Here is a 15,821-nt window from a genome sequence, read left to right on the forward strand (position 1 = left end):
GCCATTGGCTCATGGCATCGATAAGCGCATGTGCCTCTTCGAGATCAGCCAAGGGACTTATGCTGCGGATCTCCAGCGATTTCTCCTCCCGGGCAGGCATTTCCCTCGAACTTCTTTGACCGAGAGCATATTCAAATGGAGTCTCCGCTGATAGATGGGTGATCGATCGGAGCAATCATGCTGAAGCACCTGCGTAGTAGAAAGAGCATTTGGGTGGCGCTTGTCGCCGCATGCATGCTCGTTCTGCAGGCTGCAAGCGGGCTTGCGGCCGGCACCAAGCCGCTCGGGCTGGATACGTTCGGAAACCCGCTCTGCATTTCAGATGCGAACCACGGGACGCATGACCCGGCGCCATCGACCGATCACTCGAAAAAGCCGGACTGTTGCACGCTCGCTTGCGGGATGTTCGCGCATCCTGCGATCCCGGGGAGACAGCTCTACGTTCTCGATGCGCCGTCTGCGCCGCCCGTCAATCTCCCTGTAGCAAGGGATGGTCCCGAACTTCGCCAATGGCTGAAAGAGTTTCAAGGAAGCCCAAGGGCGCCTCCGCGCAAGGCGTGAAAATATCTACGCCACGCTGATTTCGCGAACGTTTAGTCGCGCCAGCGCATCCAATCCAATATGAAGCCGAGAAACCGCGCCTGGCATTCGCAGGCGGAAGACACCCGGCATTCTGTCAGGCCCTCGTGCCATTTTGATCACCGCCGGGCCGAACCGCCGGCGACATGGAGACGAAATATGTTGAAGACGTTCATTGCGACCGCAGCCATTCTGGCGCTTGGAACCGGCGCCGCGCTGGCGCATGTCAGCCTGCAGGTCAAGGAGGCGCCCGTCGGCTCGACCTACAAGGCGATCCTGCAGGTGCCGCACGGCTGCGAGGGCAAGCCGACGACGACCGTCCGGGTGCAGATCCCCGAAGGCGTCATTGCGGTCAAGCCGCAGCCGAAGGCCGGCTGGACCATCGAGAAGGTCAAGGGCACTTACGCGAAGTCCTATGACTACTACGGCACGCCGACCAGCGAAGGCGTGAAGGAGTTGATCTGGAGCGGCGGAAGCCTCGCCGACGACGAGTACGACGAATTCGCGCTGCGCGTCTTCCTGACGCCCGACCTCAAGGCCGGCGAGACGCTGTATTTCCCGGTCGTGCAGGAGTGCGCCGGCGGCCTCGCCGAGCGCTGGATCGAGATTCCGGCTGCCGGCCAGTCGTCCGACGACCTCGAATTGCCGGCGCCGGGCCTGAAACTGCTCGAAAAAGTCTCTGGACATTGAGCGCTGAATATTGAGCCAATAAGCTGGCGCTTCGGCGCCGGCTCCTTCGACGTCTGGGTTACCCGGTGTACACGCTCGCGGCCATGAAATTCCCGCCCGGTCTTGGCCGGGCAACGATCGCTGTTCTCGCCTGGCTGTTTCTGGCGACGGCGGCGCTCGCCCATGCGTCGTTGACAGCGACCGAGCCGCGGGATGGCGCAGTCGTTCCGGCTGCGCCCGCAAGGCTTGCGCTGTCGTTCAGCGAGCCGGTGTCGCCTCTGGCATTGAAACTGGTCAAGCCGGATGGCTCCGCAGTCGCACTCGAGCGGTTTACCCTCCGGGACCGCACGGTGGAAATCGAGGTACCGCCTGACCTCTCCGCAGGCACGCACGTTTTGTCTTGGCGCGTCGTCTCCGAAGACGGGCATCCGGTCGGCGGCTCGATCGTCTTTTCGATAAGGTCGCCAAGCAGGTCCACTTACGCCGGCGAAGTGATCGACTGGCCGGTGCGCGCCGCACTTTGGCTGGGCCGGGTGGCGCTCTATGCGGGTCTGTTCTTCGGCATCGGCGGCGTCTTCGCCTTGAGCTGGTTGCTGCAAGGCGCGCGAGCCGGGCTGCGCTTCATAACGGCCATGCTTGGCATCGGGCTGGGAGGGACAGGTTTATCCGCCGGGCTTCAGGGGCTGGATGCGCTCGGCATGCCGCTTTCCGCGCTGGCCGAACCATCGGTTTGGTCGACCGGACTCGGAACAAGCTTCGGCAGGACTGTTGTCGTGATGATCGCCGCGCTCGCCCTTGCAGGCGTCGCGCTGCTCTCGCGCCGGCGGCAGGTCGCGCGCTGGACCTCGCTCCTGGCGCTGTTGACGGGTTCGGCTGCCCTCTCCCTCAGCGGCCATGCCAGCGCCGCCGAACCGCAATGGCTGATGCGCCCGAGCGTCTTCCTGCATGCGATCGCGATCACGCTCTGGGTCGGTGCCCTGGTGCCTATCGCAAGGCTGTTCCAGACCGGCCGTGCGCATGCCCTCAAGGCCCTGCATCGCTTCTCCGTTTTCATTCCCTTCTCCATCGCCCTTCTCGTGGCGGCGGGCATCGTGCTCCTGGTCGTGCAGGTGGGCCAGCCGTCGGCCCTTCTCGACACGGCCTATGGCAATGTATTCCTGGTCAAGCTCGCTCTCCTCCTCATTCTTTTTGCTCTGGCGGCAATCAATCGATGGGTGCTGACCGGCCGCGTGGAAGCCGGCGATCAAGGCGCCACACGGTATCTCGTACGCTCGATCGCAGCGGAGGCGCTTGTGGTGCTGATGATTTTCGGCGTGGCGGCTTCCTGGCGTTTCACGCCGCCACCGCGCGCGCTGGTGTCGGTCGCAGCGGAGCCCGCCTCGGTCCACATTCACGGTGAGAAGGCGATGGCGGAAATAACGATCACACCCGGAAGACCGGGACCGGTCGAAGCCTCCGCCCTCGTCATGGCCGGCGATTTCTCCGCGCTGGACCCGAAGGAAGTCACTTTCGTCTTCTCCAACCCGTCCGCCGGTGTCGCCGAGATCAAACGCAAGGCGAGCAAGGCGACGGACGGAACCTGGCGCACGTCCGACCTCCTGCTGCCCCTCCCCGGCCTTTGGAAAATCAGGCTCGATATACTGATCAGCGACTTTGAGATCACCCGGATCGAGGGAGAGATCCAGATCGGGCCGTAGCGCATGCGGCCGATATTGGACCCACTTCCGCACCTTGCCGGTATCGGCACAAAGGGCGCGTCTCGACCGCATCGGTCATCGGAGGCAGTCGTGGTGATTGCCCGGATTGCGCGCCATTGCAGCCGCTCCGTTGTTTGTTAAAGCGAGCGTACCTCCTCATTATCGCGCGCCTTCAGGTATCCGAATCGGGGATGGAAGCCCACGCTCAAGACTATGTGGCGGCATCGTCGATCCGATCACAAAGGCGGAAGCCGCCAAGCCCCAAGAGCCTTTGCAATTTGACATCCCCGGCGCGTTAGGCTCAACCTGCACGCTCTCGCAGGGGGACGCTAACGTGGAAGAGGCATTCCATTTCGGGCCGTTCTCGGTAGTGCCCGTCAGGCGCTGCCTGTCGCGGAACGGGCGCGTGGTTCCGCTGGGAAGCCGCGCCCTGGATATCCTCCTGTTTCTTATCTCCCATCCCGGCGAGTTGAAGACCAACGCGGAGATTGTGAGGCAAGTCTGGCCCGACACTTTTGTGGATGAGGCCAATCTCCGCGTGCACGTCTCCGCGCTAAGGAAAGCATTAGGGGACACGCAACGCGAGCCGCGCTTCATCGCAAACATACCCGGCCGCGGGTACACCTTCATCGCCCCGGTGGAGCACCACGGTCCAAGGGCCGCTTCTTCCCTACCGCCTCACAAGCTTCAGCGCGAGCGTCCGGAATCCCGGATCTTCGGACGCGACTACTCTCTCGCGACAATCACCGACCAGCTCGGCAAGGGACGCCTGGTGACCGTCGCGGGCCCCGGAGGAATGGCGAAGTCCACCGTCGCCAGAGCGGTGGTCTCGAGAGTCGCGGGCGAAGGCGAGGTCCTCTCGATCGACCTGTCGGAACTGGAGCTATCCGGGTCTCGGATACGCGGAGCGTAAGCACAACGCTTATCGTTTTGTGAGAGCGTGAGGCAGATGCTCGCACCACCGAATTGCGCTTCGCTTCGATTGGTCCGGAAAACAGATCAGTGGAGCCGTGAAAGGCTGCGACCTCTGAGGAACGCGAATTCTCGACCCTAAACGATGATTCCCTCAGTGAGCAGAACCACCAGTCTTGACTCCGGATCGGATATTCAGGAGCTCTAATTCGTTGCCGGAAAGCGAACGTCTACTGCAGTGGTAACGCTCGATCACACCACATCCTTGCCGTCCCACGTGCTGTCAGCGCAGCCTAGGGCGGAACATTGCAACGGCTGACTAGTCGGATAACTTGCCATGGAAGCCGGCTGTCTCACGAAGCACCCGTTGGGCCGATTGCAGATCCAATGTCGCGAATCCCTCGGTAAACTTGCCGTAGAGTGGCGCAAGCAGGTGATGAGCGTCGCCAAACCGCTTCTGCACGACCCATAGTCGGCCTAGGCTTGTCGCCGCGCGCAACTCCCATAAGTCAGCGTTTTGCCCTCGCGCTATCTCGACCGCGTGCCGGAGTCGTGCTTCCGCCTCGGCACGATCAAACGCGGGCAGCTTAAGCATCAGCTCGCCCGTCAGCCGATGCAATTCCGCCTCGAACCACCGCTCGCCCGTTTCGCGCGCTCGATCCAGCGCGTCGGTCAGCAAATCCAAGGCCCGCTGTGCTCCCCCGGCATGGGTCTCGACGCGCGCGAGCAAGCTCAAAAAGAATGGAACCAGGAATCTCGCTCTAGTCATCTGCCACGACGCCAAGCCCTCTCGAACCTGGGTGATGGCCGCCGGCAATTCACCCGTCTCTGCTAGCGTCCAGCCTCGAACGATCGTGCCTGCACCCAGGAAGTGCGGAGAGCCCTGCGCTCTTGCGAGCGTGATCAGTGAATCCGCCCGATCTCGCGCTTCTCGCCAGTCGCCGCGAAGCTGTGACAGGATGCAGCCGTAAAGCAGGGCGTAACCGAGGGTGTTGCGGTGGGAAAGTTCCCTTGCGTCCGCCAATGCCTCGTTGCTCCTGGCCTCAGCCTGCTCGGGATAACCGAGAGCGAAGAGGGTCCAGGAGAGGACCGATAGTCCCGCCACCCGAGGATCCTGGGCGAACAGGTACGCAAGAGAGCGGTGTTGCTGCGGGTCATAAAGGGCGAGCGACCGTTCCAGATATTTACGGGCAGTCGCAATCTCGCCGCGAAGGAAGGCATCGGTTCCGGCGATGCGGTTACCGACAGTCTCCCCGGACGCCTCCCGTTCTTCCTGCGCGCGCTTGAGCAGTTCCTCTCCCGCCTTCCTTCCCGCCTCCAGCTCGGCGCGCACGACGTGGAAGACCCACTCCCCGTAGAGGACAGGGAAGAGCCTGCCTTTATCCCCGATCCGCTCGCATAATTCGCGTGCTCGCGCGTTGGCCCGGCCGACCTCTGGCGCTGCCCAACCCTTGGCTGTCATCAGGGCGACGCTGAGAGCGACTTGTAGTTCGAGTTCCTGCCGCCATCGCGCGGCATCATCAGGCAGTCCTTCAAGCAGTTCCAGCCCTCTTGTCAGATGTGTAATCGCTTCGGTGGTTGCGGAGCGCGCAATCTCTGCTTGCCCGGCCCTGAGCCAGTAATTGACTGCAGGTTCCAGCCGCCCGGCCTCCGCATAGTGCTGGGCCAGAAGCTCGGGCTGCGTCTGGACAGTTTCGGGGAAACGTTGCTCGATTGCTGTGGCTATCGCCGCGTGCAACCGTTGTCGTTTCGTGCGCACAAGGGTCGCGTAGGCAGCGTCGCGTACGAGTGCGTGCTTGAAGCTGTAGGTCACCTGCGGCGGAGTCCCGTGGCGGAACACCAATCCTGAAGCAATGAGGTCGTCCAGTGCTTCCTCTACCTCGCTCGTCTGCAACGGCGCGGCGGTCACGAGCAGCTCATGCGAGAATTCTCGACCGATTGCGGCCGCCACCTGCGCTAACTCCCTGGCGGGCGCAAGTCGGTCGAGCCGAGCCAATAACGATTCCTGAAGCGTAGCTGGAATTGCGATCGCCGACACGGGACTCGCGAGAGCGTAGTGATCGCCCTCGTCTTTAAGCAAGTTGGTCTCCAGTATCGCGCGCGTGAGCTCCTCGACGAAGAGCGGCACGCCGTCTGTCTGTCCGACGATCTGGTTGAGCACTTCGTCAGGCAGAGACCTGCCGCCGGTCAGGCTCTCGACCATATCTGCGCCTTGCCGACGGCTCAAACGACTAAGCGTCAATGCCGTAACGTGCGGATAGTGCATCCACAGTGGGAGAAACTCGGAGCGGAATGTGATGAGCACCAGCACGGGCGAGTCCTGCACGCGATCAACAACGAGATCTAATAGCTCCAGCGAGGTTGGATCTGCCCAATGCACGTCCTCATATACTGCCAGGACGGGCCGACGCGCCGCGAGCCCGATGAGCTGATCAACGAGTACCTCCAGCGTCCGCTTCTTCTGCCGGTGCGGGCTCAACTCCAACGGCAGATAGCGATCGTCCGCTGGAACAGACAGCAACGCCGCGAGCAACGGGGCCGCTTCGGCGACGTCTTCGGTCGATTGCGTGAGCAGCGCTTCGAGCTTGCTCAGTTTCACTGCGGGGGGATCCTCCGCGGCGAAGCCAGCTGCCCGCTCCAGAAGGCGGATAACCGGATGAAGCGGACTGGTCTGATGATAGGGCGAGCAGTAGTGACTTACAGTCGTATGGGGCTCGCCTTCGAGACGCCGACGCAGGGCACGAACAAGGCGCGACTTGCCGATGCCGGGCTCGCCCGCTAGCAACACCACACGGCCTTCGCTTTCTTTGACCGCTTCCCAGCGCTTAAGCAGGAGTCCTATCTCGTGCTCGCGACCGACGAGCGGAGTCAAGCTCGCCCCGTGCAGGGCTTCGAAACGGCTTTCCGCAGAGCTTTCACCGAGCACGCGCCAAGCGGGTACGGACGCAGGAAAGCCCTTCATTGGTTGGGAGCCGAGCTCGGCGAGATCGAACAGGCCGCCGATCAGCTGCCGGGTGGTGGATGACACCACCACCGTTCCCGGCTCGGCGACACTTTGCAGTCGTGCCGCTAAATTGGGCGTCTCGCCGATTACCGTCTCCTCACGCGCTGCACCTTCGCCAATCAGTTCGCCGACAACCACCAAGCCGGTCGCGATGCCGACGCGGGCTTGCAGTGTCTCCCCATGCGGTGGTTGCAGGTTTCCCACTGCGTCAATGGCGGCAAGCCCCGCTCGCACCGCTCGTTCGGCCTCATCCTCGTGAGCACGCGGGTAGCCAAAGTAAGCGAGCACGCCATCGCCCATGTACTTGGCAACGTGGCCCTCGAAGCGCGCTATAGCACTCGCCACCGCACCCTGATAGGCCCGCAGCAGTTCGCTCATTTCTTCTGGATCGAGTCGTGAGGAAAGCCTGGTCGAGTCGACAAGGTCGACGAACATCACGGTGAGCTGGCGGCGCTCCGGCTCCGGTAGGGTTACAGGTGTTCCGCCAACCCCGGCTGAGCCGCTCGGTTGTTGAGCGACCTCTCGCAGTGCGGCGATGGCAGCAAGCAGTTTACGACGGTGCCCGACTGAAGCGACGCCAAGCCCAATCAGGTCCTCGGCCGTAAGATCTCCTAGGACTTCAGGATCGATGTCGTTTTGGCGGAACGTTTCTTCGTACTGTCCCAGCCCTTGATCGCGCAGCCAGGCACCGACGTCCATGGCTCCTCCTCCGTCTACTCGGAGTGCAAGGTTCTTCAGCATACTCCAGAAGTCCTTAGGCCGCACGACCCGAGCAAAGAGGACCGCACGGCCTGCGTCGTTCGTCGGCTGGCTGAAATGACCATCTGTGAGTCCGATGGTCGCGCGTCTATGGAGGACGCGGCTGGTCCAAGGTGACGTTCTGGCATGGGACGCGGCCACCGGTGGATCAAGGCGTACGGTCGGACTTCATCAATAGGATGCACCGAAAAGTCGATTCGGGCGGTAGCAGTGAAGGTCCGGTTTCAGGCGGCGCCGGGAACGTCTGCTCACGGCGCAACGTGTTCGTTCTGGCAGACGAGCCGAACGGCACCTTGCCTGAAGGTTTTTCGATGCGGGCCGCAGCGCGACGTTTGCCGCTGGCGTTGGGCGGCCCGCGTTGACAAACCTTGGAAGGAGGAAGCCGCGGAGGCTGGGTGGGACCTATGGGGAAAGCGCGGGGCCGCGGGCGTCTGTTGTGGACTTCGGCGCTGCCGACAGACGCAAAGGCGCCGACCCGAGGGTGTGGGAGGCGATGATCGGAAGCAGATCTGGCGGTCTCGTTGGTGCCGATTTCGACGCTTTTGCGATGCTCAGTGTTATTGGGCGCAAAGCGATCCGATCCCGGAATGCAGAGTGTTTTCGGGTCGGCTTTGGCCAATGTGACGGGCACCTTGTCATGCGGCCTGCTTTCTCGGTGGCGCCCGGGCTCTGGGTTTCTGACCGCGTCGGAAGATCTCGATGATGCGCATCGGGCCACCGCACTCGGGGCATGGCTGTCTCAGAGTGAGCGGGATCGTCTCAGCGCTTGGCGGATCATTGTGTTTGGCCGTTTCCGCTCCGAGCAGAGCGCGGATCTTTGCGACCTTGGTCTTGCGGCCCGCACTGGCGAGCAGGCCGTAATGGCGGATGCGGTGGAAACCGTCGGGCAGCACATGGAGCAGGAAGCGGCGGATGAACTCGTCGGTGGCCAGCCGCATCACCTTCTGACGGTCGCCGGTCTTGATCCGGTAGTCCTTCCAGCGGAAGGTGACGGTCTCGGCATCGGCGCTGATCAGACGGCTGTTGGAGATCGCCACCCGGTGGGTATAGCGGCTGAGATAGGCGAGCACCGCTTCGGGACCGCCGAACGGCGGCTTGGCATAGACGACCCATTCTGATTTGCGCAAAGGGGCCAGCCAGGCGGCGAACGCGTCAGCCTCTGCGAGAGCTGTCAGATCAGCGTAGAACCTCAGATCGCCGGCGCAATGCAGTGCCCGCAGCCCTGCGATAAACAACCGCCGGAACAGTCGCGACAGAACCCGCACCGGCAGGAAGAACCCGGGGCGGCATGAGATCCACCGCGTGCCATCCGGCGACAGCCCGCCGCCGGGCACGATGATGTGCACATGCGGGTGATGGATCAGCGCCGATCCCCAGCTGTGTAGCACGCTGGTCATGCCGATGTGCGCGCCAAGCTGCCGGGGATCGGCGGCGATAGTGCTCAGCGTCTCGGCCGATACCCGAAACAGCAGGTCGTAGACAGCTTTCTTGTTCCAGTAAGCGATCTGCGCGATCTCGGCCGGCAGGGTGAAGACCACGTGGAAATACTCGACCGACAGCAGGTCTTCGGCGCGGGCGGCCATCCAGTCGCGCGCCGCGGGGCCCTGGCACTTCGGACAGTGCCGGTTCTTGCAGGAATTATAGGCGATGTGGTTATGCCCGCACTTGGTGCAAGCCGCCACATGCCCGCCGAGCGCCTCGGTTCGGCAGGCTTCGATCGCCGCCATGACCTTGAGCTGGGTCAGGCTGACATGCCCGGCATTGGCTCGCCGCCACGCAGGCCCATAGGCTCGGAAGATGTCAGCGATCTCCAGCTTTTGCCGGGGCACCCCGGCGCGCGCTTCATTCCAGCCGACGCCTCAGGGTGAGATCCTCCAACTGCTTCAGGCGCTCGAACGGGCTGATGGTGTCGCGGATCAACTTGGTGGCGACGTGGGTGTAGCGGGCGGTGCTGCTCAGCTTGGCATGGCCGAGCAGAACCTGGATCACCCGCACGTCGGTGTTCGCCTCCAGCAGATGCGTGGCGAAGCTGTGGCGCAGGGTATGCAGCGTTGCGGGCTTGGCGATGCCCGCCATGTGCTTGGCCGCGGTGAAGGCCCGGTTGAGCTGGCGCGGCGAGATCGGATTGATCTTCGGCTTGCCGGGAAACAACCATCCCCGCGGACGCGCCTCCCGCCAGTAATCGCGCAGCAGATCCAGCAAGCCCGGCGATAGCATGGCCTTGCGATCCTTGCCGCCCTTGCCTTCTTCGACGTGGATCAGCATGCGCTCGCTGTCGATGTCAGTGACCTTGAGGTGGCACACCTCCGACGCCCGCAGCCCGGCGCCATAGCTGATGCTGAGCGCCGCCCGATACTTCAGCCCGGGCCCGGGAGCCGCGGCCAGCAGGTCGGCGACCTCCTCGACGCTCAAGACGACCGGCAGCTTCTGCGGTTTGCGTTGGAACTGCATGTACCGCTTCATCTCCTCGCGCCCGCAGGTGATCCCGAAAAAGAACCTGAGCGCGATGATCCGGACATTGAATGTCGAGGGCGTCACCCCGGCATTGGTCATGTGTAGCTGGTAGGCCCGCAACTCCTCCGGCGTCGCCGTGTCGGGTGAGCGCCCCAGAAAGGCCGCGAAATCCTTGATCGCCCGGATGTGGCCTTGCTGCGCCTTGTCGCCCATCCCGCGGATGCGCATGTCCTCGATCATCCGCTCACGCAGCGCGGTGGTCTTCTCCTCTGTCATCGGACCCTCCTGTCCATCAGATTGAGAAGTCTCAATCGTCAGGCCAGGAACCCGAGACACAAAGAACCGACGTCGATCAGGAAACGCACCGCCAGCCACAAGCGCCATTGCCGCGCGAGCGGCTTAGTCCGTCCACCCGATCCGGACCTTTAAGCTTGTAGGAAAAATGGCGGGGCCGGGCGCTGACTTGCGGGCGACCCCGCAATTTTCTCCTTAAATCGGTCGCGATTTGAGGCCTATGCAGTAAGCCGTTCAACCCGATTTTCTGGGAGCTTTTCGTGGCCACTTCTTCGAACAGACTGCGCATTGCCGTACTCTTCGGTGGACGCTCCGCCGAGCATGATGTTTCGGTGCTTTCGGCGACCAATGTCATGCGCGCGCTGGAGCCCGAAAAATACGATGCCGTCCCGATCTTCATCACCCGCGAGGGGCAATGGCTGCTGAGCCGCTTCGAGAATGGCACGCTCGCGAAGGCTCAGAGCGGCACGGAAGTCTCGCTCGTGCCGGGCGGCAAGGGACGTATCCTGGCGATCCCGATCGATGACGCGCCCTATCCGCTGCCGCAGATCGACCTGCTCTTCCCGGTGCTTCACGGCCTCCACGGCGAGGACGGTGCGGTGCAGGGGCTTGCAGAGGTGGCGCGCGTGCCGCTCGTGGGCTGCGGTATTCTCGGTTCCGCCACCGCGCTCGACAAGGACATTGCCAAGCGTCTGCTCAACGAGGCGGGCCTGCCGACCGCGCGATCCGTCACCATTCACCTGGGCGTCGCGCCGGCCTTTGCCGAACTCGAGCGCGCGCTCGGGCTTCCGCTTTTCATCAAGCCCGCCCGCCAGGGTTCCTCCGTCGGCGTCAGCAAGGTCGCGACCGAAGAGGAGTATGCGGCCGCACTTGCGGAGGGTTTCAGGCACGACCGCAAGCTCCTGGCCGAGGAGTTCATCCGCGGCCGCGAGATCGAGTTGAGCGTACTGGAGGATCCGGAAGGCGGGCTCTTCGTTTCCCGTCCGGGCGAGATCGTGCCGGCCGCAAGCCATGGCTTCTACAGCTACGACGCCAAATATATCGACGAGGACGGGGCGGCTCTGAAAGTGCCGGCGGAACTGCCCGAAGAGATCGAAGTCCGGCTCCGGGCGACGGCCGCAATGGCCTTCCGGGCAGTCGGCTGCGACGGCATGGCGCGCGTCGACTTCTTCCTGACACCGGACATGCGCTTCCTAATCAACGAACTCAACACCATTCCGGGCTTCACCGATATCAGCATGTATCCGAAAGCCATGGCAGCAAGCGGAGTCGGTTATGCCGAACTCATCGACCGGCTGGTGGCGCACGGGCTGGCGCGCGCTTCCGAGTAAGGGGCCGATTTAACGCGTGCTTGAGTAGGAAGGAGTTGTCGCACGCCACGCTTGAGTGTCCGCGTCCCCGTATGGTAGCCGTGTGGTGAGGGAGCGCGTCTCCGCAAACGGGCGCACGCCTCGCGGTCAAGCGGATGACGACCCGCTGCCTGTTCCCTTCCATTCCGCCGGAGGCGTCCCATGGTCGAGGTCCTGCTGTTTCACCACGCCCAGGGGCTGACCCCCGGCATCAACGCGTTTGCCGACGAACTGCGGCAAGCTGGGCATACCGTCCACACGCCGGACCTGTTCGACGGCCGCACGTTCCGGAGCATCCCCGAAGGCCTCGCCTATATCGAAGCGATCGGCTTCGACGAAATGCGCGAGCGCGGCGTCCGCATCGCCGACGACCTGCCCAACGATCTCGTCTATGCCGGGTTCTCGTTCGGCGTGCTGCCGGCGCAGAAGCTTGCGCAAACCCGACCCGGAGCCCGCGGCGCGCTGCTCTTCCACTCCTGCCTGCCGATCAGCGGCGCCTGGGCCTTCGGCCCTTGGCCGGACGACGTCCCGGTCCAGATCCACGGTATGGACAACGACCCGATCTTCGTCGGCGAAGGCGACATCGATGCCGCCAGAGAGATAGCGGAAAAGGTGGAGGACGCCGCCCTTTTCCTCTACCCCGGCGACCAGCACTACTTCGCCGACAGCTCCCTCCCCTCATACGACGCCGACGCCGCCGCGCTGCTCACCTTGCGTGTGCTCCAGTTCCTGAGCCGGATCTAGCGATCACCAGCGCTCAGCACTGTCTAGAGCGTTTCAGGTTTTGACAGAAGCATATCCGGCGTTGGCGAAGTAGTTGCTGCATTCGTCGGGCTGGAGTGAGGGGACAAGGCTGCCGAGGTATTTCCATGTCTCCTCGACGGTTCGCTTCTGAGCCGCCCGCATCCAGTGTTTGATTTTGGCGAAGGCCTGCTCGATCGGATTGAGATCGGGCGAGTATGGCGGGAGATACCAGAGCCGCGCGCCGGCGGCTCGGATCATCTGCCGGATGGCCGCCGACTTGTGCGAGCCGAGATTGTCCATGATGACGATGTCGCCGGGTTCGAGCACGGGCACGAGCTGTTGTTCGACATAGGCGCGGAAACACCGACCGTTGATCGGTCCGTCGAAGACGCAAGGCGCTGCCAGCCGGTCGTGGCGCAAAGCGCCGACAAAGGTCAGCGTGCGCCAGTGGCCGTGCGGGGCAAAGCCGCGCAGGCGCTTGCCTCGTGGCCCCCAGCCATAGAGCGGCGCCATGTTGGTCTTGATCCAGGTTTCGTCAATGAACACCAGCCGTCTCGGATCGAGACCGGACTGCCAGGAGCGCCAGCGTTGCCGCCGGCGGGCAATATCGGCACGGGCCTGCTCAAGGGCGAACAGCGTTTTTTTTAAACCGCAACCCCTCGCGGCGCAGGAACCGCCAGACCGTATCGTGCGACACCTTCACCCCACGCGCCGCCAGCTCTTCCTTCAGCCTGCGCAGCGACAAATGCGGCGTCTGGTTGATCCGCTCCGCGATGAACGCACGGTGCGGCTCCAGCACATGCTTGCGGTGGCCGCCCATCTTGCCGGGCGCCACGGACCCGTTCGAACGATAGCGCTGAGACCACTTCACCGCCGACGATACGGCAATGCCGAAACGAGCCGCCACCGATCGGCAGCTTTCCCCCGCCGAAATGGCGCCAACAACACGTTCACGAAGATCGTTCGAAAGAGGTCGCGTCATCGGATGCTGGCCTCCGCTCCAGCCAGCATCTTGAATCACAAAACGGACTAAAACGGAATCCCCTCCGATTCAGTCAAAACCGGAACCGCTCTAGAAGTGCAGTAGTGGACCAAGACAACTGAAACCTTGTCGCGCCGCCGCCGCGAGTGGATATCATGATCAGAGCACTCAAGATCGCAATTCAGGTCATTTGGGTGACATTCGGCTCCGTGGCTGGGAACATCACGGATGGAGCGGCGCGATCACACTAATGACTTGCTTCCGCAACGAACACCGAACAACGAAATGCACTAGCTGTTTTGCCTGGCACTTTCGATGTCTTCGGGTTCCGCGTCGTCGATCTCCGCGAGCTTATCCGGAGCCCTGTGGTCGGAATGAAGCAGTCCGTCCAGTTTTGCGTGGATCGCCTGGGTGTCGCCGTGTTCGGCACGCTGAATGATCAACGTCATGGTCCAGACGATCAGCGTGGTCAAGCCGTGCATGTCGAAGGTCTCAGGCTCGAGGATCAGCCACAGCGCACCGTAGGCTATGACGATCAGAAACGCCTGGGGACGAGCGGTGGCCGTCGCCAACGCACTCAGTGAGCGTCGTATCGGATCTTTTATCATGGGGAATGCAACGGCCGAGGCCGGCTTTGGGTTCCGAAAGATCGTCTCCGCTTGCGAACGCGGCTCGATGCCATCCCGCCAGTGTGTCGATCCGCGACGTCCTCGGCTGCATCAGCGAGCCGCACGGATGGCGGCGGCACAGTTCCGGGCGTAAACGCTAAGCCACTGCCGATTGCCTGCCCCCTCCATGGAAGGCCCGGACGGCGGTCAGGACACCTGCCGTCAGAGCCGCTATTCCGGCAATCTCCAGAACCGTTGGCGAACGGCCATGCACGGCCAGGCCGAATAGCGTGCCAAAGACTGTTTCTGACACGATCAATTGCGCGGAAAGAGCGACAGGCAGCCGTTGCGATGCAATCGTCCACGCCCATGCAGCGCCGACCGAGGCCAGAAGGGCCATACCCGTTCCCCATAGATAGAGAGGAGCAGCGACGTCCCAGCCGAGACCAAGCCGCGGTATCTCGAATACGCCCAGCGCAAGACCGACAGGCATGAAGGCCAGCATCTCGATCCCGCCGCCGGTCATGATAAGCGCGGTCCAGATCCCAGCATCCATGCCTGGACGTTTGGCAAGGGCACTCTCATTGGCAATGCCGAACCACGTCCACAGCAATACGGCGGCAATCGCCAACGGAATGCCGATCGAGAGTGATCGTGTCGTCGCCATGCTGGCAGCATCGAACACACTGACGTTGACGAGGGACAAGCCGATGACAGCCAATGTGAGCGGCAGGATCAGGGAGCTCCATGCCGCGCTTCTCCGGCGCAAGTTGCCGACGATCGCCAGCACGACCGGCACGAATGCCAGAAATGCCGGCGCAATCACGGGACCCGCAAATATCGCCGCGCCGACGACGGTCAGGAAGTAGCCGAGATACCCGATGAAACCAAGCCAGGCTGTTGTCAACAGGTCGCGAAACCTTAGCCCGCGCAAGGCCTTTCCGGCGAACGCCAGAAATCCCAAGCCCAAAACGCCGGAGATCACAAACCGGAACAGCGCAAAGTCGAAGACCGAATAGTCGCCTATGACGAAGGGGACGACAAAGTTCAGCGACCACGCAAAGGCGGCAAAGAGCGCGGCGGCCACGCCGATCATCATGGAGCTCGTCATTGAAGCACCTGGGTTCAAGGATTGTTGCGGGTTCACCGAAGGCGATTGTTCGACCTTTCGAGCAATCGGTTTTGGAGCAATTCCAGGAAAAGTGTGTAACGGTTTCCCGTCCGGAATTGCGTAGTTTCAAAGAGTTAGGCTTCATCCGGGCCGGCGCGGAAGACGAGCAGCTTGTTGCCGTCGAGATCGCGGAAATACGCGCAATACGGACCGTCCTCGTTCGGGCCGCGCGGCCCCGGCTTGCCCTCATCGGTCCCGCCAAGCTTCAGGGCAAGCGCATGCACCTCATCGACGTGAGCGCGAGAGCGCGCGCTGAGCGCAACCATGTTGCCGTTGCCGATCGTGGCATCCTTGCCGTTGTAGGGATTAGTAACACCGAACTCGAGGCCCGTCGTGCCGAAGTAGATTGCCCTGCCGGGCTGTTCCAGGATGCGTCCGACCCCGAACAGAGCGAACAGTTTGTCATAGAAGTTTGCGGCAGTTGCCAGATCGTTGGTTCCTACAACGGCGTGTCCCAACAATTGATGTGCGGATTTGGCGGCCATGGTTACTTCCTTTGTGCGGTTCGTCATCGCCGGGGCTTCCTGCCCTTTCGGCTGATGGCCCACAAAAGCGCGCTGTTCGTGTATGGGATGTTTCGCGACTGCCGCAGCAATGTA

The 15,821-nt window shown here is 62.7% G+C and carries 13 protein-coding genes; 6 read left to right on the forward strand and 7 right to left on the reverse strand.

All coding sequences use genetic code 11. From position 1 onward, the window contains the following. Positions 1-177: 177 nt before the first annotated feature. The 4 genes from QA637_RS09535 to QA637_RS09550 all read left to right on the forward strand — a co-directional run bounded on the left by QA637_RS09535 (position 178) and on the right by QA637_RS09550 (position 3,858). Positions 178-561: a DUF2946 family protein gene (locus tag QA637_RS09535; RefSeq protein WP_184109010.1), complete on the forward strand. Its 384-nt coding sequence runs from the start codon at positions 178-180 to the stop codon at positions 559-561. Between the two features lie 177 nt (positions 562-738). After that, positions 739-1,269 (forward strand): YcnI family copper-binding membrane protein, encoded by a 531-nt coding sequence (locus QA637_RS09540; protein ID WP_153442722.1) that lies wholly within the window; start codon positions 739-741, stop codon positions 1,267-1,269. Positions 1,270-1,334: 65 nt separating this feature from the next. Next, positions 1,335-2,945, forward strand: coding sequence for a copper resistance CopC/CopD family protein (locus QA637_RS09545; protein WP_283061267.1), 1,611 nt, complete (start codon positions 1,335-1,337; stop codon positions 2,943-2,945). A gap of 334 nt (positions 2,946-3,279) precedes the next feature. After that, on the forward strand, positions 3,280-3,858 hold the full coding sequence (locus tag QA637_RS09550; RefSeq protein WP_346283754.1) for a winged helix-turn-helix domain-containing protein: 579 nt from the start codon (positions 3,280-3,282) through the stop codon (positions 3,856-3,858). A gap of 318 nt (positions 3,859-4,176) precedes the next feature. Here the strand turns inward: QA637_RS09550 and QA637_RS09555 are convergent, their stop codons facing one another. The 3 genes from QA637_RS09555 to QA637_RS09565 all read right to left on the reverse strand — a co-directional run bounded on the left by QA637_RS09555 (position 4,177) and on the right by QA637_RS09565 (position 10,350). Then, a complete protein-coding gene (locus QA637_RS09555) occupies positions 4,177-7,560 on the reverse strand; it encodes an AAA family ATPase (RefSeq protein ID WP_283061268.1) in 3,384 nt (1,127 codons plus the stop codon). A gap of 695 nt (positions 7,561-8,255) precedes the next feature. After that, the gene (locus tag QA637_RS09560; RefSeq protein WP_283061269.1) at positions 8,256-9,449 is read right to left on the reverse strand and encodes an IS91 family transposase; all 1,194 of its coding nucleotides are present in this window, start codon (positions 9,447-9,449) and stop codon (positions 8,256-8,258) included. A 13-nt stretch (positions 9,450-9,462) separates the two neighbouring features. Continuing rightward, positions 9,463-10,350: a tyrosine-type recombinase/integrase gene (locus tag QA637_RS09565; RefSeq protein WP_153437046.1), complete on the reverse strand. Its 888-nt coding sequence runs from the start codon at positions 10,348-10,350 to the stop codon at positions 9,463-9,465. A 278-nt stretch (positions 10,351-10,628) separates the two neighbouring features. Between QA637_RS09565 and QA637_RS09570 the strand changes: the two genes are divergently transcribed. Further along, on the forward strand, positions 10,629-11,699 hold the full coding sequence (locus QA637_RS09570; RefSeq protein WP_184108561.1) for a D-alanine--D-alanine ligase family protein: 1,071 nt from the start codon (positions 10,629-10,631) through the stop codon (positions 11,697-11,699). Between the two features lie 180 nt (positions 11,700-11,879). Beyond that, complete coding sequence (locus tag QA637_RS09575) at positions 11,880-12,461, forward strand: dienelactone hydrolase family protein (protein WP_153439539.1); 582 nt, start codon at positions 11,880-11,882, stop codon at positions 12,459-12,461. 33 nt (positions 12,462-12,494) lie between these two features. On the opposite strand, the gene QA637_RS09580 is transcribed toward QA637_RS09575, so the two are convergent. The 4 genes from QA637_RS09580 to QA637_RS09595 all read right to left on the reverse strand — a co-directional run bounded on the left by QA637_RS09580 (position 12,495) and on the right by QA637_RS09595 (position 15,734). Next, a protein-coding gene (locus QA637_RS09580; protein WP_283061270.1) for an IS630 family transposase occupies positions 12,495-13,443 on the reverse strand; the annotation gives its coding sequence in 2 pieces (ribosomal slippage) (positions 12,495-13,106 and positions 13,108-13,443; 948 coding nt in all). A gap of 290 nt (positions 13,444-13,733) precedes the next feature. Next, complete coding sequence (locus QA637_RS09585; RefSeq protein ID WP_283061271.1) at positions 13,734-14,015, reverse strand: low affinity iron permease family protein; 282 nt, start codon at positions 14,013-14,015, stop codon at positions 13,734-13,736. A 193-nt stretch (positions 14,016-14,208) separates the two neighbouring features. Beyond that, positions 14,209-15,162, reverse strand: coding sequence for a DMT family transporter (locus QA637_RS09590; protein ID WP_153439537.1), 954 nt, complete (start codon positions 15,160-15,162; stop codon positions 14,209-14,211). A 134-nt stretch (positions 15,163-15,296) separates the two neighbouring features. Continuing rightward, complete coding sequence (locus QA637_RS09595; RefSeq protein ID WP_153439536.1) at positions 15,297-15,734, reverse strand: VOC family protein; 438 nt, start codon at positions 15,732-15,734, stop codon at positions 15,297-15,299. Positions 15,735-15,821 lie beyond the last annotated feature (87 nt).

The organism is Sinorhizobium terangae, assembly GCF_029714365.1.
In the GTDB taxonomy this organism is placed as follows: domain Bacteria; phylum Pseudomonadota; class Alphaproteobacteria; order Rhizobiales; family Rhizobiaceae; genus Sinorhizobium; species Sinorhizobium terangae.